Here is a 22,173-nt window from a genome sequence, read left to right as displayed (position 1 = left end):
TTCAAAGAAAAGACGACTGTATAAATTTTGATTTTCGGTTTCAGGTACATTGAACTAAATAGCCGCTTACTTGTGATTGATCACACCAAAATACATAACATATTCCACCACTTCCAAAATAAACTTCACCGTTTTCCATATCTGGGAGATCAGTATCAAGTTGCATCAGAAAATCCATTTTCTCATTGCACACTGGGCAAGTTAAAACTTGAGGACTTTGAATCCATGTAGGTTCGCCGCCTAATCTAAACAAGTTTTCTCTACCATTTGAACTACCCCAACTTTGATATAGCCATCTAGATGGAGTTTCTGAAAAGCAAATTTGAGTATGTTTAATCGCTAAATCGGGATAATTCTCGACAACTGTTGTATCACCAATTTTAGTCGGCTCTCCAAACTGGTCATGTTGATAGAATATTTCGCTATATTCATTTAATTCTCTAATGTGCATGCCGAGTTTAAGCCGTTCTAAACTTTTAATATTTAAACCTTTTGGAATCTCCTCAAATGTGACGAGATGAATAAATGGATTATGACTATCCTCTTGAATCAATCCACCAAATGCAAAGTGTTTATCGTTGGTTGTCAAACGCCAAGTCGGATGTTGTTTTTTATTGATATGGATAGGACGATCATCATGAAAATAATGTTCAGGAAATTTAAAATGAAATGTTAGGTTTGGACAATAGCTTTCAATTTTTCCATGCCTAAATGTAAATCCAACAGATTCTAGATCATCAATTAAATAGTCCTCTATATCCTCTCTTGCAAAAATATTATTTTTAACTGCAAATCGATAAGCAAAATTGAGCGTGTCTAAGTTCCGTGTTTCCATCAAACACCGATAGAGTTTTTGCTGATCCAATAGTGCTGTGGAATGACTCTTTATTTTCTCAATAAAAGGTTTTATATCGTCTGCAGCTAGATTTCTCCAAGGATATTCAGCATAAAAAGCAGATTCATTCGGTTTTAACTCAAAAATGAGGTCTAAATATGGATGCAGTAATTCTGGAAACTGTAAACTGGCATATTCAATGACTGCATCCGCATTTTCATTGTGTTGCTGTTTTAATCGATCAAGGGATAAAACGATCAATTTAGAAAAATCTGCTTTTTCAATATAACTAAGCGAATCATTAAATATTGTTGCTCCTTTCTCAAAATTTGTCATAAATAAAAGACAAAAAGTAGAAGTAGCTTGGTGATCATCAAGCAGCTCAAAAAGCCTTTCATAAAGATTTGGGGTCTTCCAACCCTGTTGTTTAAAATCATCTATTAAATTTTCAGCTTTTTCTTTCATTATTTCTGTTCATCTAAATCCAATAAAAAATTACTGCGTCATAATGGCGTCTTTTCTTTACACATTGCAAGACTTTGAGCTTCGCGTAAATATACCCAAAAAATATCACCTGAATGCTGGATAATTTGCGGATATTTGCCCAAACCACGTGGAAAAGTGATGTCTAAAATTTCGTTTGTGGCGAGTGAAAAAATCTTTTGTTTACCTTTCCATTCGTCATTTTGGAAAACAGGTGTAAGCATTAAATACTTTTGTGAACTACTCAATAAGCCATTTACACCACGCTTTTTCTGATCAATTGAATGCAAATCTCCACTATCAATCAAAGTTTCAACAACCTTTCCCATTAAGTCAGTTTTGATAAAAGCATAATAATCCATTCCCCACTTGTTTATGGATACCAATTGCCCACCCGCGCTAAATATATATAATTCATTATCTTGTAACATGACTGTATCAATTTTAGGTGGATACTGCTTATCTTTGTGAAATGAGAATGTCTGTGCCTCTAATGTAATCCAACTTTTCCAATAAGCTTGATGATTTATAACATCTAAATCCAGTAGTGCTAAATATCTTGTATCGTGCCCCATGCCATCACTGTTAAAGCAAATGGGGAAAACAGAACAATCACTTATTGAGTTTTTCCAATACAAGTTAAATCGTTGAGGGAGCGTTTCAGTTTTGTCTATCTTAATCGGCGCGAATCTGTTTTTTTCATGTGAATATAATAACAGCTCATTTTTGTCTTTAATGATGCCGAGTTGATGATTTATACAAAACAAAACGGGTGAGTTTTCAAGTTGATAATATTTCTCACTGTAGCCTAGATCTATTGTTTTATATTTATCTTTAGACACATAGACGATTTGATATTTGTGATCTTCACTATACGACAAGAATGCAGATGTATATTCATCTATACAAATTGCAGAAAGAATAGGACCGACAAAGATATCTTTTTGAATAAGCTCTAGTTTCATAAGTTCAATTCAGTTCACTAAAATACAACTTGGATGACAACTTATATTAAATACTAAACTGCCTTACAGATGTGCATCAAGTATAGGACAATTTGAGTGTTTGATTATTTCTAAACATTTATTTTCACAATCCAGTACATACGTCATCTGATGTTATCATTTGTCCTTTTCATTGATGAGCTCAAAAGATAATTGATCAATATTTTTGTTTTTTGCATGAAACGCTGAAAGGCTGGATAAAACAATCACAGCAGTCTGATCTTTCACATTGATAACCATAGATGATGAATATCCACCTGTCCCGCCATTATGCCAAATTACATCCTTGCCATTAGGTGTTTTTAATAAGTGCCAAGCTAAACCAATTTTTAAATCTTTATTGATCTCAAAAGTCGGTGTACGTGTTAAAGCTAACGCCGTATTCTTGGCGTCAAAATGTGCACGAGCAAACTTTGCTAAATCTTCTGTGGTTGAGAGCATTCCACCTGCACCAAACAAAACGTCAAAGTCCCAATTCGGTATTATTTGACCCTCAGCATTCTGTCCTTTGACCAACTGATCAGCTAGATTATTTGAGTTTACAAATGAATTTTTCATTTGATATTGATCAAAAATTTTCTGCTGTAAAAGTGTTTGAAAACTAGCTCCTTGTGATTGTCCAAGTGTATAACCGAGTAATCCTGCACCTAAATTTGAATAAACATATTTTTTTTGTACTGTATTTTCAATTGCTAATGAATCTTGAAGATAATGTTCAATCTGACTTTTACCATAATCTTTATAAGGATTGCTTTGATTAGATAAATCTAGATTATCAGGTAAGCGTGGTAAGCCAGAAGTATGATTGGCTAAGTCTTTAAAGTTCAGTTGAATATTATTTCTAAATTTTAAAGCTGGATAAAACGAATTGATTTCATCCGTTAATTTAATTTGACCTTCATCAACCAGAGTAGCTAAAACAGTTGAGGTAAAGACTTTTGTAATTGATCCTATTTCAAATACTTTATTCTGATTTTCAATCTCTTGAAGTTTGTTATTGGTTTTAATTACACCATAATATTTGACTTTATCCTTTTCAAGGATTGCAATCGAAAGCTGAGTATTATTCGGAAAATTTTGCGCATTGGTAAAGATGATGTTTGAAATCTCTTTAGGATACGTGTTCAGTGCATTAACAGTATCGCTTTTTGTCTCTTTTTGTTGTTCATTCGGTTTAAAAAGAAGTCCACTGATGTGATTCTGATGATCGAGCGAAATTTTCACAGTGAACTCCATTTTTTCAAACTTGGTTTTATAAAGTGCATAGTCACCTTGCTGCTCATTGAGAAACACTGTACTTTCAATTTTTCCTGCCTTGTTTTTTAATCCTGAAAAAAATTGTTTTGTTTTTTCAAGTGGCAGCGCTTGTTGCATTTCAGCAGAGAAATCATTAAAAATTTTCTCATACTGATCAGCATTAAAGTTGCTTATAAGCTTGTTCATGACCATTTTATAGTTTTCATTTTGTGCAAATACTGAGGTTGAAGCCATAATTAAAAATAAGATTAAAATCAGTCTTTTCATAATGGGTAATAATAATTGTGAATGAGGAAAGATAATGTTTTACAGCACGTATGCAATTAAACTATAGCAAAGATAATTTTTCAATCAAGTATTATAAATGCATTTATAAAATATTTTTTTATTATATCTTAATATCTTTAATAAATAGTATTTTTATTTATATATTATTCACTTACTCTATAACATGATATTAATTTAAAATTATAAATTAAATCTATGCTATTTATTAAAGCGAGATATAAATGATGCACAATGAATAAAAATATGTTGTAGTATTTCAGACATAAAATGATAGGTATTTATCGGATATATCAGCTTTTTAATGGGAATTTCTAAACCAATCATATTTTGGCTATTTTGTTCATCATATCTAAATAACTGATTTTTGGTCATCAGTGAAATATTATTTCCATCCATGTTTAGTTCTTGAATTTCATAATATTTCCATTCAGGAACAGTATCAACTATGATAAATTTTGACAGACAATTTTAGGGTGTGTTGACAAATTCTCACTATTTTGAAATGCGCCTGTCGCATCAAGCGCTTGAACAAGTAGTCGTATGCCAGAACCTCCACTAAATATGCCAATTATTTTATTATTTTTATCGAAATTTAATGTTTTTAAGTGGGTTAGAACACCTCGATCTAACTCATTCGATGTTACAAAAATTTGAGTCTGGTGACATAGAAAAGTAATTTTTTGATTTAAATTCCAAATCGCTTGTAATAAAAGTTGATCAAGTTTGGTTTGCGGTTTTAAATGAATTGTTTTAAATCCTTTTCATACAATTAAACATGAAAAGAGAATGATCAGCTATAGATAAAATGAACCTATTGATCATTTTTCTATGAAAGAGATCTATTATTTTACACATAAATAAAGATCGAATAAATCAAAATTTATTCGATCTTTACCATAACTTAATGATTTAAAGGTATAAATTAACCACAACTTGCTTGGGTAATTTTTTTAGTCACTGGGTCAACAGTAATCGTCACGCGTTCTACACGATAATCCATTGTTACACCTTGATTTGGAGCAACTTTACGAACTATCGTGGCTTGTGTAAGTTGTTTAATTTTAGCTTCAGACATATCATTTTGACCAATCAATTGCGTCGCACGTTCAGCAATACAAGTGCTTTGCATATTTTGTGCTGATTGGTCTTGCGCAGCATTGGTTTGAATTGAAGAGCATGCAGAAATTGCTAAACTTGCAATACCCAAACCGATAATAGCAACATTTTTCATAAAGTGATCCACTCTGAATTTTTTGAATTAAAGCGATAACATAACAAAAAATGATAAGCTTAGAATATTTTTATATAAAACTCATACATTTATCATGCAAATAAAAACCAGTAATACATGATGCATTACTGGTTGTTTAAATTCTAAACTAGTATTGGGCTTTTAGAAGTTAATTACGGTGCGAATTGATTTTCCTTCATGCATTAAATCAAATGCTTCATTGATATTTTCCAAGCCCATTGTATGTGTGACAAATGGTGCAAGTTGAATATCACCTTTCATTGCATCTTCAACCATACCTGGCAATTGGCTACGCCCTTTAACGCCACCAAACGCAGTACCTTTCCATGTACGCCCAGTCACCAATTGGAAAGGACGAGTAGAAATTTCTTGACCTGCGCCCGCAACACCAATAATTACAGATTGTCCCCAACCACGATGTGCACACTCAAGTGCAGAACGCATAACATTGACATTGCCAATACATTCAAAAGAGTGGTCTACTCCCCATCCGGTCATTTCAACAATCACCTCTTGGATAGGTCTGTCATAATCTTTAGGATTAACAAAGTCTGTTGCACCAAACTCTTCAGCCAGTTTGAATTTTTCAGGGTTGGTATCCACCACGATAATACGCCCAGCTTTTGCTTGACGAGCGCCTTGAACAACAGCAAGACCAATACCACCTAAACCAAACACAGCAACGGAATCACCTGGTTGCACTTTTGCAGTGTTGTGTACTGCGCCAATGCCTGTTGTTACACCACAGCCCAATAAACAAACCTGTTCAGGATTTGCCTCTGGGTTGATTTTAGCTAAGGACACTTCTGCAACTACTGTATATTCACTGAAAGTTGAGCATCCCATATAATGATAAATCGGCTCGCCATTATATGAAAAACGTGTCGTTCCATCAGGCATCACACCTTTACCTTGAGTCGCACGAACCGATGTACATAAGTTAGTTTTACCAGATTTACAGAATAAGCATTCACCACATTCTGCAGTATATAATGGAATCACGTGATCGCCCGGTTTTACCGAAGTCACACCTTCACCAACTTCAATCACAATCCCTGCGCCTTCATGCCCTAAAACAGCTGGAAAAATACCTTCTGGATCATCACCAGATAAAGTAAAAGCATCTGTATGACATACGCCAGTATGCGTGATTTTCACCAAGACTTCGCCTTTTTGTGGTGGAGCGACATCTATTTCCACTATTTTTAAAGGTTGCCCTGGACCAAATGCAACCGCAGCACGTGATTTCATCGCTAAATTTCCTTTTGGTTTGGTTTTTTAACAGTTGGACTACAGTAACCTTTTTTACTTTACAGATTCAACCATTAACTTGATGATATGATTTAGTAAAATCTAAATACTCATTGTAAAAATGAATAATTCAAAGACCTTCTTCGTCTTCATTATGCTGGCTTTTTCAATTACTGGATGTCATCTTCCTATGAATCAATCACAACAAGAACAACAGAGACAGGTATATCAAGATCATTGGATCACAGAACCACAAGCAAAAAACATGCTAACGCAAGGTTTGACTGCATATCTTGCGATGAATGATGCCTTTCAAAGCATTGCTTCGCGCATACATTTAATTCGAAAAGCAAAATATACACTTGATTTACAATACTATATTTGGGCTGATGATTTTATTGGTAATCTCATGCTCCATGAATTACTCAAGGCAGCTGATCGTGGTGTAAAAGTCCGATTATTGATTGATGATCAAAATGGTACCAAAATAGATCGACAATTGAGCGCACTACTGACTCATCCCAATATCTCAATCAAACTCTACAATCCCTATAAGTTCAGACATTTCCGCGTGATGGACTATATATTTAGAGCGCAACGAATTAATCATCGTATGCACAATAAATTGATTATTGCTGATGGTGCTATTGCCGTGACTGGCGGACGAAATATCAGCAGTGAATATTTTGATGCTAGTGAATCTTTTCAATTTACAGATATGGATGTGTTGTTTTTTGGTCAATCCGTTAATCGTGCCAACGAAGTCTTTACTGAATTTTGGAATTTTGAGCTGAGCTATCCAATTGAGCAATTTATTTCAAAAGGCTCCACACAGGATTTAATTGATTTAAGAAAAAGTTTTGAAAAACTTGAACAAGCTGAGCACTCTACAGATGAAAAAGTAAATTTAGAGCAGAAAGAACTTGCCAATGAGCTGAATCAAAACAAAATCAATTGGGCTTATGCTGATTTCCTAGCAGATTCACCAAAGAAAAGCCTTGGAAAAGCACAAGGCAATGAATTGATTTCTCATCAAATTCATCAACATTTGGGTGATCCAAAACAAGAAATGGATTTGATTGCTGCATATTTTGTTCCGACGCAAAATGGAACAGATTTTATCAGTCAATTTCCAAAGCAAAATGTCAATGTCAGAATTTTAACCAATTCTTTTGTCGCAAATGATGTGGCTTTGGTGCACGCTTTTTATCAAAAATATCGCGTTGACCTATTAAAAAATGGCGCCAAACTCTATGAATTTAAACCTTATATAGAGCGGAAACGCCGTACATGGTATGAGGTGGTTACAGGCAATATTATTCCTAAAAAGGGTAAGAATAAGTCCAGTCTACATGCGAAATTTATCAATATTGACGACAAAGTCTTTATTGGTTCTTTTAACTTAGACCCTCGATCATTCAACATCAACACTGAGGTTGGTCTTGTACTCAAATCAGATCCTTTACAAGAACAAATTTCTGATTTATTAGATCGAACCTTGCTGACTGTTGCCTATGAGCTCCAATTAAATTCTCAAGGGGAACTGATTTGGCTGGACTACCAAGCCGATGGTAAAGTAATCGAACATCATGTGGACCCTGAAACGACAAGATTCCAAAGATTTATGATGTACAGTGTATCCTACCTTCCTCTTGAGTGGATGATGTAAGTTTAATGTAATGACATATTCAGTACCAATCAAGATATCTATCATCGTTGATTTTACAAATAGCATTCAAATAAACAAAGCCCTTTAATCTCTTTGACTAATTCAATATCTGTATATCCAGCCTGTTTTATACATTGAAAATGCTCATGCTTAGACATATACAGCTCATTGTTCTGCATTGCCTCATCGGCAAAAATGTGATCACAAACGAGATAAATTGCATCATGCTTTAATAGTTTTTTAATTTGTTGATGAAACTGACTTGCATATTCTTTATGGCGTAATTCATGTAAAGCTTGATGGATAATCACCGCATCGAATTTACCCAATGAATTGTTCCAATCATCTTGCTTAAAATCCTGAATCACAAATTCAGCTCTAGCTAACTCATCTGACGATAACTTACTTTTAGAAAGCTCATGCATAGGTTCTGAAAAGTCTAAAGCGGTATAGAAAATATCTGGACACTGACTCAGCAAATGCTTTGCAAAGAAACCCGGACCTGAACCAATTTCCAGCACACAAAAGCTTGACTCATCTTGATCTTTAAATTGCTTTTCTTTGTATAAGTTCTGAATAAGATTGACATAATAATCAAAAAACTCATATCGCCATGGTCGTTTCTGATTCACTTCTTCAGCCCATTGCAACGCATCTTGTGGATTTCTTAAATCAATTGGACTAGGTACATCCTGAATATTCATTGTCCTTTTTCCTTAAAAATAATCAGCAATTGCGTGTTATTTAGGCATATTTTTAAACAATAGGGAAAATGATTCGATAAAAGTTTGTAATTGTTCTTATCCAAAAAATATTTTTGATGATTTCTAGAATATATCGTTTTACAGCAAAACTACTTTTTTGATTGCTATAAATTCAATGTATTCATTACATCGTATATTGTATCAAGAATTCTCTATTGAACTGTTTTGTAGCTGTTGAATAGCTGTCTGTAAAATATCAAAAACCTTTTTATCAATACATTGTGCAACATTAAACCGCATGAATTGTTCACTTTGTTCTGCTTGGCTAAAGGAATTTCCGGGTGCCAAAATTAGACCATGCTTTAAACACAGTTTACTCAATTCGGCAGCTTGCACACCATGAGGTAAAGTACACCATAAAAAAATTCCTGCTGTTGGAATTACCCATGGCTTTATTCCCAATGTCTTTAACTTTTGAATTGTTTCATTGCTCAATTTTAGTAATTGTTTCTTTAACCAATCTAGGTGTCGAGGATAACTACTATCCATCAATGCTTGATAAATGATTTCAGCATTTAAATGGCTCGGACTGAAATTTGTCGCGATTCTTAGATCAATCAAATCATCTATAAGTTTAGGATCAGCGATGATATAGCCACAGCGAACGGCTGCTGAAAGTGTTTTAGTAAAACTTCCTATTTGAATGACATGCTGAAAACCTGCTAAAGATGCATAACGGGGTGCTGGAATATATTCAAAATCAGCAAAAATTTCGTCTTCAATAATCATTAAGTCTGTTTGTTCAACCAGTTTTGAAATTTGATAAACAGTTTGTAATGAAATTGTCGCACCTGTTGGGTTGTGGATTCCAGAATTTGTCAGATAAATTTTTGGTTTTAAGCTTAGCGCTTGCTCAAATTTTGCTAGATCTGGTCCATTTTCGGTAAAAGGAATTGAAATAGCTTGAAGGTGATGTGCCTTAATGAGTGCACGAAAATTAAAATAACAAGGATCATCAATTAAAATCACATCCCCTGCGACCAGTAAGTGTCGAAAAATTAGATCAATTGACTGTGTAGCTGAGTCAGTAATAAGAATTTGATTAAGTTGAAATTTTATTTGATATTGCTCTTTCTTTCGCGCAATCAGTTTTCGCAATTCAATATGACCATGGGGTGTTGCATAATCAATGAGCATTACAGCTTCTGATTTTGCAGCTATTTTTAAAGCTTTACGTATGGTTTGCTCTGGCATCCAACTGGTTGGCAACCAGCCACATCCCGGTTTAAGCACCTCATTTTTTGCTTCAAGTGATTGCCTTGAAATCCATAGAGGGTCAATTTCACGCTGATAATGTATGTCAGTCTCAATAACAGGCATTGGCTCTGATTTACCTCGTACGTAATAACCAGAACCGACTCGTGATTCTATAACACCTTCCGCAATCAGTCTTGCATACGCTTCCACGATGGTGGAAACCGAACAGTGTAATTGTTTGGCAAGTTGCCTTACTGAAGGCAAACGAGAACCTACAATTAAACTTTTATTTGAAATTTGGTTGTTAATGAGTTGAATCGTTTGTTCTATTTTAGTTTTTTTCACAAAAATTTTCCCCTAACCCATCAACACTCAAAGCTAAATATTCCTCATTGTACTGGTTTTACTTCCATAACAGTTATTTAAAATTGTATTGGACTGTATATGTGTTTATTCAATAAATCGGCATTTAATCAGTATAAATTTATTGAGTGATTTATCATGGATAAAACAAATCTCGGTTGGATTAATGGTTTTATTGGCGTTGCAATATTTGCAGGTTCGCTACCTGCAACACGAGTCGCAGTGATGGGATTTAGCCCAGAATTTCTTACCACAGCCCGTGCAGCGATTGCAGGAATAATTGGCTTGCTCTGTCTGTTACTTTTACGTCAAACCAAACCCAATTTTGCTCAATTTAAATCTTTAATGATTGTTGCTTGCGGGGTAGTGATTGGATTTCCATTATTTACAGCACTGGCATTACAAACCGTATCTTCAGCACATGCCATCGTTTTTGTTGGATTACTCCCCCTATCGACTGCAATATTTGCGGTATTACGAGGCAATGAAAAACCTGCATTACAATTCTGGCTATTTGCGCTGTTGGGAAGTGCCATTGTGATTGGCTTTATGTTTTATGAGAATCGCAATCTAAGCTTCAGTTTAGGTGATCTATATATGCTTGCATCCATTATTGTATGTGGATTGGGCTATGCTGAAGGTGGAAAACTCTCTAGAGAACTGGGAGGATGGCAAGTCATATGCTGGGCTTTGGTGGTATCTTTACCTTTAATGCTCATTGGAAGCTTTTATTATTTGCCACAAAGTTTTGAGAATATTCATTGGTCAGAAACACTTGGATTAATCTATGTTTCACTATTCAGTATGCTGATTGGCTTTATATTTTGGTACAAAGGCTTAGCTCTTGGTGGAATTGCATCAGTGGGTCAGATTCAACTGGTACAACCATTTATTGGACTAATACTCTCAGCCTTTTTATTGGGTGAACATGTAAGCTTGGCAATGGTTTTGGTTTGTTTTGCTGTAGTATTGTGTGTAGCGATGGCAAAAAAATTCGCATAACTATTTTATCTTTTTTATTAGTGTTTAAGTCGATTGATTTTCCTCAATCGACTTTAAGCTTATGTTTATCATGGGTAATTGATATGCGTTTTGATCAATACCATTTAAGAATTAGATTGTTTATAAGCCTTGCAGAATAATCCATCCTCTAAATATTGATTTTAAAATTAACTTCTCAATACTTTCTTAAAGTAAGCCTATTTCTTTAAATAAGCATTTATATGCTTCAGCTTTTTTGTCCAACGCTAAAGGATAAGCTCTTGATGAAGACGGCATTCGGTATAAATTTAATTCTCTTTCTAAGTATCGTGCTTTTGAAGCTTGTCCGATCTGAGGTTTTTCAGTTCCTTTAGGCATTGATAACATCAAAGTATCTGTTGCTTTATCGCCTGTGGTCATAATACTTTTACATTCAGGAATATTTTCCAAAAGTTGAGATAAATCTGTTGGTGTTTCGATCTGTAGGAACTTATCCGAAGCATTGCCTTTTAAACGAATAACTTGATAAGCCGTATCAAAAATTGCAATGCCTTTTTCCATTAAAAAACTACGGATCACAGCTTCTTTAAAGTTTTTGTTGGGCAAATCTAAAAAGTGATCTTTATTCTCAAAGAAAATCAAACCAAAAATTCGCCACATATCATTTTGATAGTTCGGATAGTAAAAATCCATTTTCCAACGTTCTTTTGGCGGTGGAAAGCTACCGAGCATCAATAGCTTTGCGTTTGAAGGTAGAAAAGGTTTAAGTGGATGGGTTTCTATTGTTAATTCAGACATTTATAAATAAGAAATAATTTAAGGATTCTGCTGAGATCTTAACATTATTACTTGCTCAGCCCCTAATTATATACGTCATCACATTGCTTTAAAAACATCTCAAATTTAAACAATTCAGGATCCTGCTTACTCCCCAAAATTTGAATTTTTTTGAATCCTTCTGCCTGTTTAAAAACTCGACTTGAACCTATGTCATCGTTACAGGCACCCCATTTAAGCGTAGATTGGATTTCATCAGAGTAAAACCTAGGGATAAACTGTATTGAATCATCATCAATTTCAATATAAGTAATCAAATTTCGCCCTTCTATTCGAATCTTCTTTAATTCAACATATTTATTGATCCTATAAGGTAGACCTTGATTGGCTTGTTTTAAAAATACTTGACGCAGATAGTCATCAAAAGCCTGATTATCTACAATTTTATAATCTTGGTTGATAATACCCGCATTTAATAATAAAGCTTCAATAGCCTCTATTGACTCAAATTCCGTTTTTGAACCATCGGCGCCAGCACAAACATTTACACTTAACAGTAGTGCAATTAGGAGTAAAAACAATCTCATATGTATCTATCTTTGTTAAATAAAGCAACTTTATCAATTGTTATACTTATCCAATAAAACCACCCGTAGGTGGTTTAAATACAAAATATACAATAAAGCTCAATAACCATTCGCTTTTAACTTAACTTTGAAAGGCTCTGATTGAGCTTCTACTGCTTCTTTTAGTTCAGGCGTAATTTCAGCACCCATTTCTTCTAACATTAACAATGCAAATTCAGAAGCACTTTCAGCAAAATCTTGATTATTGATCAATGTCTTAGATAATTTTATATTCTTTGGGAAATCTGGAAAAAATTCATTAAAATCCTTTTTATCTTCAATCCCTAGATAAATAAATCTTCTCCAATCATTAGTTTTAAGATCACGAACAAAGATAACATCTGCTTGGGTCTGCATATTTTTTTTAAACATTTCATCTTGCGATCGCATTGGAACCACACAAACTTCCCCAACGCTAGAGATATAGTTTAACTTTGGTTTTAGCAATGAAAAATCAATATTTTTATAAGAATCATCTTTAGCTAAATCCTGTTGAATTTTTACATCTTCTCTATATTTAGCATCACTGATCCACTCACCAGATGAAAAGGTTTGTCCTTGATGATTAGGCTTTAGTTTACGATCATATTCAATCTGATCATAATAATGAATGATGTCATCAAGTGTGCCATTTTTTAAAATTTCAATTTCTTTATCACCTTGCTGCTTAAAAATTTCATAGCTTTTTTCGCATTGTAAATTTTCTGCAAAAGAAACATTTGATGCTAAAGTTGTTATAGCAATCATTAATAATTTTTTCATGAAATATCCCCCTTAATCTTTTGGGGAATACGATACGCACAATTAACTCAAAAATAAACTTTTGCTTAGAAATTTCTTCACGAATGATGCTTTTGAGTGAAATTTAACCTCAAATAAATCAAATCAATTTAGCTCGTCATGTCCTCATAATATGAAATTTCCAATAATATAGTCAAAATACTTGAATTTGTAACAAATTCAAGTTATGGTAATAAAAATCATTGCACAAATTGGTAAATTATTTAATAGTTAAGTTTTTAAAGAATTGTCGAAAGACTAGTTAACTGAATATTTATCAATAATTTCTTATTCACATTAAAAATCAATCTATTATGAACAGTAAATTCGTTACCACATTATTGATGATCTTCGTTCTTTCCGCTTGTAGCAAAGAGCCTGATCAAAATATGTCTAAGCAAACAGATCGCCCTACGGTGACTGCACAATTTGAACAATCAGATGAAATGATTAGTAAATATCTTGATCAGTTGGATGATCCAAATACTACATTAGATGATAAAAAAAGAATCGTATGTGTAGATTATCCTAAGGAATACAAAACAAATTACATGCCGAGTTTACTCAAATTGAATCCAGAAAATTACACACAAGCCAAATTGCTATCCGATTTGGACATCGCTTTGAGTTATTACAAGGAAAAAGAAAATATTCAATGCCCTTAATATTTTCGATTTTTTAATCAATCATTGATTTAAATTTGCTTAAAATACGCTGTGAAATCTCTTTTGCCCAAAGTTGATAGATGTCTTGACTTGGATGAAACCCATCACTCGCCATTTGCAAATTTAAGGCTTTAAAATGGGCTAAATCAAAATGAATCAACTGGTAATTTTTATTATTTTCAATAAATTGGGCTAATTTTTCATTCATCTTGCTTGAGTATTTTCCAAACAACCATGCCAATGGATTTGGCAAAGCTGGAAATAAATTCATTGGCGGTACACCAGTGACCAAAATCAATTGTGGTGTAAATTTGGACTCAATGGTGGCATAAAACTGTTTTTGCTGTTGTATCCATTTTTTCGGGGAACGTAGTTTTGTCACATCATTGACGCCAACAGATGTAATCACAACATCAAATTGTTGGTTTGGTAACTGCTTGGTTCTCTGCAAAACTTGTAAAGTGGTATCCCCTGTTTTTGCTTCAAGTCGATAAGTCACTTCGAAATCTGTACAAACTTCCTTTAAAATTGAACCCAATAATGCTTGTTGCTGATTTTCAACACCAACACCTGCTGCGGCAGAATCGCCTAAAATCAAAATCGATAAAGCTTGACCAGTACCCAAAACGCCACTTCGCAGCCCTTGAGCTTCAGGTAATCTTGGTGTGTTTTTCTTGACTCGATAACCCTGAATAAGTAAAGCAGGCACCAGTACAAATGTTGAAAATTTCAAAAACATAACAATACCCATAAAATTCAATAGATTGAATATCCATCATCGCCAAAGGCAATTTATACTGTCCTAGTTCTTGCATAGGTTTAAAAGTAAATTAAAGTAATCCAGTTCTGATGAACACTTGTTTTCTTTTAACGATAAACTCAAAAGACCCGTTAGGGTCTTTTGAGTAATGAATGCTAATCACAGTTTAAAAGTAAAATGAATCAACCTAATTTATTCACCAATTTTAATGGCAACACTTTCATTGCGAGTCCTATTGGTAACCACGGCCATTGTGGAACATAAGCTTTAACAGGTTGTTTCTCAATCGCTTTAACCAGTAAATGTGAGCCTGTTTCAACATCAACTTCAAAAGGTAGTTTTTTTGCACCTTCGTTGATTTCAGTACGAATATAACCTGGAAAAATCGTAGAGACTTTGATTTGGGTATCAATTAATTCAGCACGAATGCCTTCTGCCAAGGCAGCCACTCCTGCTTTGCTGGCACCATAAGCAGTCAAGTGTTTAGGCATGCCGCGGAGAGCGCTCATTGAAGAAATCACCACCAAATGCCCGAATTTCTGTTCACGAAAAATCTCGACTGCTGCCTCACACTGTGCCAAAGCTGAAATAAAATTGGTTTCAACAGTCGCTCGGTTAATTTCAAACTTGCCATTTCCAATACGTCGTCCTTCACCAACACCAGCATTGACAATGATTCGGTCTAAGCTTCCAAAGTCTTGTTTAAACTCACGAAAGACTTGAAAAACCTGTTGATAATTGGTCACGTCCAAGACTTTAGTGATGACTTTGACGCCATATTTAGATTCCAATTCCTGTTTTAAACTGTCAAGTCTTTCTAAACGCCGTGCGCAGATTGCTAAATTATAGCCTTTTTGTGCAAATTCCCGTGCCATTCCTGCACCGATTCCTGAACTTGCGCCAGTAATTAAAATCGTTTTTGCCATGATAAATTCCTTGAATAATTTTTATATTTCTCAGTGTGGTCTTAAATCCATGTCAATAACTGTGGATCTTCAACCTTAATAAAATGATGTTCATTTAAACTGAGCAATTGCGGTTCATTACCCACCAAACGTAATGTCGTCAGGCTGGTATTGGCAATTGCCCAATTCAGTGCGAATGTTTTGTTTGGATTTAATTCCAAAAGTTTGCCCGCAACAACTGAGATTACTCCACCAGAGGTAAAAACAATTGCATAACGAGGTTTGGTTTTAGCTAAATCATCACATAGATTTTGCAATGCACCTTCGACTCGATTCTTAAAATCTGGCCAGGATTCGTCATATTCATGATGATATTCACCACCCGTCCAACGATTGATTGCCCCTTCAAAAATCTTGGCTAAATAAGCACGAGGACTTTTTTCTTTAGCCACATCTTGTTTAAGCAAATGAGGTTCATTAAAACGTGGGTCATATTGAGCAAAAACCTGTTGATGATTAAACTCATTCCAATTGTGATCAGTGACAACGGCAACATCTGGAAAACTTTCAGCTAAAGCAAAATGCGCTGTTTGTTGATGCCTTTGCATCGAACCTGCAATCACATAAGGCGCTTCTTTCAAAATTTTATCGAAATATTGACCCAATACCTTTGCCTGTAATTCACCATTTGGAGAGAGCTTATCGTAACTTTCAGCGCCAAATGATGCTTGGCCATGACGTACCAAATAGATTGTGGTCATTTCCCTAAAATTTCCTTAAACTTTTCAATGTATTTCTGAGCAACTTCATTGGCTTCAATTTTCTGCATACCAATCAACTTTAGAGCACGAATATGTAAAGCATGGATCACAATCCAAAAATCTTTAAATGCTGGATTATCCGTTTGCTTATGGTAATAACGATAGTAAATTTGCTGTGCAATGACTGCTAAACGGAAAATACCAAAGACTTCATAGAAAGCCCAATTTTCAGGTTTTAGACCTGTTTTTTCTAAATAATATTCAACCACTTCCTTTCGGCTAAACATACCTTTAAGGTGAGTGGGTTGTCTGCGAGTAGACTTAAAGATTTGATTGTCTGTATCTTCAACCCAATATGCCAATGCAGAACCTAAGTCCATGAGAGGATCGCCAATGGTAGCCATTTCCCAATCCAGTACACCAATCACCTGTGTCGGATGCTGAGGGTCAAGAATGACATTATCAAAACGCCAATCATTATGAATCACACAACTGGTCGAATCAGCAGGGATATTTTCATTTAACCACTTACGAACAAATTTAAAGCTTGGTACATTGATGGTATGTGCTTTTTCATAACGTCCATCCCATCCTTCAACCTGACGACGACAGTAACCATCACCTTTCCCTAGCTTTTCCAACTCAGTACCTTTAAAAGGAACTTGATGTAATTCAATCAGCTTATCAAGAACATTGATACATAGCTCTCGAACCTGTTGTTCATTAAAATCAAGTTCAGGCGGAAGTTTGGCACGGGGAATGATTCCTTCAATACGTTTCATCACATAGAAATCGCATCCAATTACTGATTCATCTTGGCAAAGTGCGACCATTTCAGGCAAGACTGGGTAATAAGCTGCGAGCCATTTCTGTACATGATACTCACGTGCCATATCATGTGCAGATTTCGCTTTTGTTCCTTTAGGTGGACGACGCAAAATTAAATCTGCATTGCTATATTTTAAGCGATAGGTCCAATTCGAAGCACCACCAGAATACTGCGTAACTTCTACTGGACCGATAATTTCAGAGCCATTCTCGATCAACCAATTGCCAACTGCACGAATGTCAAGTTCTTCACCTTCACGTACTTTTCCACCAACATCAATAACTGACATGCTTTTTCCCTGAATTTTTTCTGTTTTAAATCAAAAAAACTTTGAACCGTAAGCTAAGTTTGATTTTATGTACTGACCGTTTTATGTATAACATCTTTAAGATAAAACAGTCAGCATTCAATCATTAAACTGTTACTTTTTCTTTGAAGCATATCCTCGTTTTTTTAATTCTAATTTTGCAATCATTCCTTTATGAACTTCATCAGGTCCATCTGCTAAACGTAAGCTTCGTGCTTGTGCAAAAAAGCCAGTTAAAGGGGTATCGCGAGAAACGCCCATTCCCCCATGAATTTGGATCGCCATGTCCACCACTTTTTCAAGGACTGAGGGAGCAACCACTTTAATTGCAGAAATTTCAGTAAGTGCTGCCATATTACCTTGAGTATCCATTTTGTAGGCTGCGTACAACGTTAATAGTCGAGCTTGATCAATCGCTACTCGCGCTTCTGCAACACGTTCTAAATTTCCACCCAGTTTCAAAATTTCTTTACCAAAAGCACTGCGGCTCATACCTCGATCAATCATCAATTCAAGGGATTTTTCTGCAGCGCCAATACAACGCATACAATGATGAATACGACCAGGACCTAAACGACCTTGTGCAATTTCGAAACCTTGTCCCGCTCCGCCAATAAAATGACTGACAGGCACACGGACATTATTGAAACTAATTTCACCGTGACCATGTGGTGCATCATAGTCACCAAATACAGGTAACATACGCTCTATCTTCACACCTTGTGTATCTACTGGGACCAGAACCATTGAGTGTTGATGATGACGGTCTTTATTTACATCAGGCGTATGCGCCATAAAGATAATAATTTTGGCATTGGGATCGCCTAAACCTGAAGACCACCATTTACGACCATTTAAGACAATTTCGTCACCATCCACCACAGCTGTTGCCTGCATATTGGTTGCATCAGAGGAAGCAACAGCAGGTTCTGTCATACAAAATACTGAACGAATTTTGCCTTCTAATAGAGGTTGAAGCCATTGTTGTTTTTGCTGCTCTGAACCATAGCGCCAAAGCACTTCCATATTGCCACTATCTGGAGCATTACAATTAAAGACTGTTGGTGCAAGTAAACTACGTCCAGACAGTTCAGCAATATGGGCATATTCCTGCACTGACAAGCCTGCCCCTAGTTCTGGATCTGGCAGAAACATGTTCCAAAGCCCTGCTTTTTTTGCTTTATTTTTAAGAACTTCTAATTGTGCTGGCCATTGCCACGTTGTCCAGTCACCGCCTTGGTTAAGGTGATGAACTTCATTCCAAAATTCAGTTTCTACAGGTTCAATTTCATTTTCAATAAACGCTTTGGTCCGTTCGACATATTCTTTTGCACGTGCTGAAAGCTCAAACATTTTTTATCTTCCTGTAAAATCTTTTGATCAATATTTGGATAACGACCTTTACTTTACATTAGCTGAAAATTTATTATGAACCAAATGATTTAATTCAATATCAGACTATGAATATGATTCATAATAATACGCATCTAGACCTATCAATTTTCAATCATGTTGATATTAATTTATATCCACTTTTTATCGCCATCTATGAGCAGAAAAGTATTTCTAAAGCGGCAAAAGTCTTGTTTATTACACAATCCGCTGCAAGTCATGCCTTACAAAGATTACGACAACATTTGCAAGATGATCTATTTGTACGCGTAGGCAGTAAAATGTTACCTACACCTTTTGCTGAACAGATCTATCCCACTGTGCAGAATGCATTATTTTCTTTTCAAGATATTTCTAAACAAAAACAAATATTTGATCCTAATTCAATACAAACACTGAGGGTTGCTGTACATGATGAAATTGAACCGATAATTTTCCCCCGCTTAATTCAACATTTTCAGAAATTGAACTTGAACATCCAATTTTTAAGCACGAAATTAGATCGTAAAAATGTTGTTGTAGATTTGGCTACACAGCAAGTTGATTTTGTGATTGATTTAGAACAAAACTATGGTGAAAAAATTAATTATCAAAACTTAGTTCAAGATCAGTTTGTGATGTGTAGCCAACATACGCAAATGAATCGTAAGCTTTATTTTTCATCACCGCATATTGGAGTGTCTTCACGCCGTACAGGTGTGCTCTTGGAAGATATATATTTGAATAAAGAACAGTATAATCGACAAATCTTTTTACGCTGTCAGCATTACTCAACTGCGTTACAAGTTTTAGCACAATATCCTGAAGCGATTTTAACAATTCCCAAACAGATTTTGTCGCATCTGAATATTGAAGATTGTATTCATATTTTTGATATTCCAGTTGATTTACCTGTTTTAAATATGGGCATATATTGGCATCAAGCTTTAAGTGAAAATTCTAGACATACTTTTTTAAGAGATGAAATTTTTAAAATTTTTGCTTAGGCTATTTTAGTAATGAAAATTTTATATAAACATCATTAAGATGTACTAGCCCATACTCATTAAGTCATGATCTCGTTCATTTTAGTTATTCCATTATTTTTGGTCCTTAACATAAATTTAAAATTTAAATCATTTATGGATGTTGAGTTGTTTGCTTATTACATTGTTCAGCTTCAGCACCAAGCTTTAAAATATTCACAATATGTGCAATACAGTAGATGGTATTCAGTTGAACATGTTTATTTTCAAAGCTTTTTGAATGCTCATAGCCATTGATAATAAAAGTTTCTTTAGGACTTCTCCCCTCTGCGCGCACATCTTGTCCAGATTGATAGCTCACCGTACCATCTCCTGCACAAGTCGGTTTTAAATCCAAATAAAATGTCGCTTTATTGGTTTTTGAAATTTTAAATTTTTCATCCAATAAAATCTCTCTTACACCATCTTTTTTATATGCATTGTCTTGTAAATTATGCGCCTTGGTTCCATCTATTTTCACCGATTCGTTTTCATCAATTTGATTCGACTCTGCTGCGTTAATATCTGTACGGTATTTGATATTAGGGAATTCAATGATCTGTTTCTTGCCATATAAACTCATTAATTCAATCAGTTCTTCTTCACTCGTAATGTTCAGGACTTCTTTACAACGCCAAACCACCTGTCCAAATGCTTTATAACTTCCATCAGCAGCATAGTTCGCATAAGTATTGCTATGGTAAACATCTTTAATATGATCGTGTAATTCTTTAACTGTTTCGATATTTTTCATATAAACGTCAAAAATACTAGCAAGCTTCTCTTTTTTCATTTGTAGTGCAATTAATCCCGCCGGATCAATAAAATCAGGGTTAATCATTGCCCACCAACAATCTTTACGTTGGTAAATATCAGTATAAGGGTCATTACTTTTTGGCAATGTTGCTGTGATTTCTCCTGTTGGTGTTTGAGCTTTAATGACCAACCATGCACTTGAATTTTTCGGAAAATCGACACTGTTTGAATAGTTTGAAAAAGGTAACAACTCCAAACCACCTGGCGCACTTGCTAATGTTGCAGTCAAGCGTTCAGAGGTATCGCCAAACATAAATTTAGTTGCCCAAGCTAATGCACTATTGAGTAACCCTGTAGAAGCCTTCCATCCATCCCAACCTACAGTAAGGCGTTGATAGACTGCTGGTGCACCACTACCCGGCATTGCACCATGCACTACTCCTGCAATCTTATCTTTGACTTTATCATTTTGGATTAATGCACGAGTCACCAATCCCCCCATAGAGTGGCTAACAATAATGAATTTCTTAAATTTTGCTGTCGGAAATTCTTTTTTCACTTGTGCCATGACTTCATTATTAAGCCGATCAGCAATTTGATCCGCTGACTTCATATTGGTCTGTAACCAATTATAGCCACAAGCAAACACTGGAAAGGCATAATCTGCCAACTCCTCATGTTGTGCCAAGTTTAATAAATCAATCGTATTTTGAGCAGACCAATGGTTGAGGTTTTTTTCAGTGTCTTGATTTGCATGTTGAACTATTTTTTCCCATTCCGCTGTACCATTAAACTTATCCTTTTCTTGATCTTTTAATTTTTTAAATGGACGATTTAACTGATTTTCCATATAAATCAACAAATCAGCATAACCAATAGTGATCACTGATCCCCAGCCTCGCGCTAAAGCAAGCTCTTGGGTAAGATACGGCAGATCCTTCTTATTGATTTTAACATTGCCGTCATAGCCCACTTCAGTGGTTTTAGGATTTAATGCAATTTGTCGCGCGCGAGCATCGCGTTTACTGTACTGAATAATTGTACTCAGTGAAATTCGGGGATACCAAACTTTATTTTTCTTTTTATCCTTAATATTTGATCCCATAATGCCTGGAATAAAAATAATGGGGACCACATATTTAGAAGGTGCAAGAATTTCACACTCAGTTTTGACACTACTCGGAGTGGTTTGTGAAACATAGGATATCATTCCTGATTCGTATAGCGTTTCATATGGTTCATGGCTGTGTATATTGTTGGACATGTT

The 22,173-nt window shown here is 35.0% G+C and carries 20 protein-coding genes; 4 read left to right on the top strand and 16 right to left on the bottom strand.

Going from position 1 to position 22,173, the window contains the following annotated elements; genetic code table 11:
- Positions 1 to 40: 40 nt before the first annotated feature.
- From AAV97_RS02030 to AAV97_RS02005, 5 genes are all read right to left on the bottom strand, one after another.
- Positions 41 to 1,300: a hypothetical protein gene (locus AAV97_RS02030; protein ID WP_046759665.1), complete on the bottom strand. Its 1,260-nt coding sequence runs from the start codon at positions 1,298 to 1,300 to the stop codon at positions 41 to 43.
- A gap of 38 nt (positions 1,301 to 1,338) precedes the next feature.
- Positions 1,339 to 2,283, bottom strand: coding sequence for a hypothetical protein (locus tag AAV97_RS02025; RefSeq protein WP_042088603.1), 945 nt, complete (start codon positions 2,281 to 2,283; stop codon positions 1,339 to 1,341).
- A 156-nt stretch (positions 2,284 to 2,439) separates the two neighbouring features.
- Complete coding sequence (locus AAV97_RS02020; protein ID WP_228136496.1) at positions 2,440 to 3,765, bottom strand: serine hydrolase; 1,326 nt, start codon at positions 3,763 to 3,765, stop codon at positions 2,440 to 2,442.
- Between the two features lie 1,024 nt (positions 3,766 to 4,789).
- Positions 4,790 to 5,098, bottom strand: coding sequence for an I78 family peptidase inhibitor (locus AAV97_RS02010; protein ID WP_046759664.1), 309 nt, complete (start codon positions 5,096 to 5,098; stop codon positions 4,790 to 4,792).
- A gap of 162 nt (positions 5,099 to 5,260) precedes the next feature.
- Positions 5,261 to 6,370 (bottom strand): S-(hydroxymethyl)glutathione dehydrogenase/class III alcohol dehydrogenase, encoded by a 1,110-nt coding sequence (locus AAV97_RS02005; protein WP_005028868.1) that lies wholly within the window; start codon positions 6,368 to 6,370, stop codon positions 5,261 to 5,263.
- A 190-nt stretch (positions 6,371 to 6,560) separates the two neighbouring features.
- Here AAV97_RS02005 and AAV97_RS02000 point away from each other — a divergent pair, with 190 nt between their 5' ends.
- Positions 6,561 to 8,039 carry a phospholipase D family protein gene (locus tag AAV97_RS02000; RefSeq protein WP_046759663.1) on the top strand — a complete coding sequence of 493 codons (1,479 nt, stop codon included), beginning with the start codon at positions 6,561 to 6,563 and terminating at the stop codon, positions 8,037 to 8,039.
- Between the two features lie 53 nt (positions 8,040 to 8,092).
- Here AAV97_RS02000 and AAV97_RS01995 read toward each other — a convergent pair whose 3' ends face one another.
- Together AAV97_RS01995 and AAV97_RS01990 are read right to left on the bottom strand one after the other, a co-directional pair.
- Entirely contained in the window at positions 8,093 to 8,743 is a 651-nt protein-coding gene (locus AAV97_RS01995) for a class I SAM-dependent methyltransferase (protein ID WP_046759662.1), read from the bottom strand.
- Positions 8,744 to 8,944: 201 nt separating this feature from the next.
- The gene (locus AAV97_RS01990) at positions 8,945 to 10,345 is read right to left on the bottom strand and encodes a PLP-dependent aminotransferase family protein (RefSeq protein WP_046759661.1); all 1,401 of its coding nucleotides are present in this window, start codon (positions 10,343 to 10,345) and stop codon (positions 8,945 to 8,947) included.
- Between the two features lie 156 nt (positions 10,346 to 10,501).
- Between AAV97_RS01990 and AAV97_RS01985 the strand changes: the two genes are divergently transcribed.
- Complete coding sequence (locus tag AAV97_RS01985) at positions 10,502 to 11,365, top strand: DMT family transporter (protein WP_004830818.1); 864 nt, start codon at positions 10,502 to 10,504, stop codon at positions 11,363 to 11,365.
- A gap of 186 nt (positions 11,366 to 11,551) precedes the next feature.
- On the opposite strand, the gene AAV97_RS01980 is transcribed toward AAV97_RS01985, so the two are convergent.
- The 3 genes from AAV97_RS01980 to AAV97_RS01970 form a co-directional block, all read right to left on the bottom strand.
- Entirely contained in the window at positions 11,552 to 12,142 is a 591-nt protein-coding gene (locus tag AAV97_RS01980; protein WP_046759660.1) for a uracil-DNA glycosylase family protein, read from the bottom strand.
- Between the two features lie 62 nt (positions 12,143 to 12,204).
- On the bottom strand, positions 12,205 to 12,708 hold the full coding sequence (locus tag AAV97_RS01975; protein ID WP_046759659.1) for a hypothetical protein: 504 nt from the start codon (positions 12,706 to 12,708) through the stop codon (positions 12,205 to 12,207).
- Positions 12,709 to 12,807: 99 nt separating this feature from the next.
- On the bottom strand, positions 12,808 to 13,509 hold the full coding sequence (locus AAV97_RS01970; RefSeq protein WP_046759658.1) for a hypothetical protein: 702 nt from the start codon (positions 13,507 to 13,509) through the stop codon (positions 12,808 to 12,810).
- Positions 13,510 to 13,841: 332 nt separating this feature from the next.
- Here AAV97_RS01970 and AAV97_RS01965 point away from each other — a divergent pair, with 332 nt between their 5' ends.
- A complete protein-coding gene (locus tag AAV97_RS01965; protein ID WP_046759657.1) occupies positions 13,842 to 14,192 on the top strand; it encodes a hypothetical protein in 351 nt (116 codons plus the stop codon).
- Positions 14,193 to 14,205: 13 nt separating this feature from the next.
- Here AAV97_RS01965 and AAV97_RS01960 read toward each other — a convergent pair whose 3' ends face one another.
- The 5 genes from AAV97_RS01960 to AAV97_RS01940 form a co-directional block, all read right to left on the bottom strand.
- Positions 14,206 to 14,931, bottom strand: a complete 726-nt coding sequence (locus AAV97_RS01960; protein WP_046759672.1) for an SGNH/GDSL hydrolase family protein — start codon at positions 14,929 to 14,931, stop codon at positions 14,206 to 14,208.
- Positions 14,932 to 15,134: 203 nt separating this feature from the next.
- Complete coding sequence (locus tag AAV97_RS01955) at positions 15,135 to 15,878, bottom strand: SDR family oxidoreductase (protein WP_009585328.1); 744 nt, start codon at positions 15,876 to 15,878, stop codon at positions 15,135 to 15,137.
- A 41-nt stretch (positions 15,879 to 15,919) separates the two neighbouring features.
- On the bottom strand, positions 15,920 to 16,618 hold the full coding sequence (locus tag AAV97_RS01950) for a histidine phosphatase family protein (RefSeq protein ID WP_004830828.1): 699 nt from the start codon (positions 16,616 to 16,618) through the stop codon (positions 15,920 to 15,922).
- Complete coding sequence (locus AAV97_RS01945) at positions 16,615 to 17,736, bottom strand: phosphotransferase family protein (RefSeq protein ID WP_005028897.1); 1,122 nt, start codon at positions 17,734 to 17,736, stop codon at positions 16,615 to 16,617. The genes AAV97_RS01950 and AAV97_RS01945 overlap by 4 nt, the downstream gene beginning before the upstream one ends.
- A gap of 132 nt (positions 17,737 to 17,868) precedes the next feature.
- The gene (locus AAV97_RS01940; protein WP_046759656.1) at positions 17,869 to 19,107 is read right to left on the bottom strand and encodes an acyl-CoA dehydrogenase family protein; all 1,239 of its coding nucleotides are present in this window, start codon (positions 19,105 to 19,107) and stop codon (positions 17,869 to 17,871) included.
- Between the two features lie 107 nt (positions 19,108 to 19,214).
- On the opposite strand from AAV97_RS01940, the gene AAV97_RS01935 reads away from it, so the two are divergent.
- Positions 19,215 to 20,132: a LysR family transcriptional regulator gene (locus AAV97_RS01935; protein ID WP_046759655.1), complete on the top strand. Its 918-nt coding sequence runs from the start codon at positions 19,215 to 19,217 to the stop codon at positions 20,130 to 20,132.
- Positions 20,133 to 20,265: 133 nt separating this feature from the next.
- Here the strand turns inward: AAV97_RS01935 and AAV97_RS01930 are convergent, their stop codons facing one another.
- The gene (locus AAV97_RS01930) at positions 20,266 to 22,170 is read right to left on the bottom strand and encodes an esterase/lipase family protein (protein WP_046759654.1); all 1,905 of its coding nucleotides are present in this window, start codon (positions 22,168 to 22,170) and stop codon (positions 20,266 to 20,268) included.
- Positions 22,171 to 22,173: the final 3 nt, after the last annotated feature.

Source organism: Acinetobacter sp. Ag2 (assembly GCF_001005515.1).
Lineage (GTDB): Bacteria > Pseudomonadota > Gammaproteobacteria > Pseudomonadales > Moraxellaceae > Acinetobacter > Acinetobacter bereziniae.
This window is presented reverse-complemented; position numbering and strand designations above follow the sequence as displayed.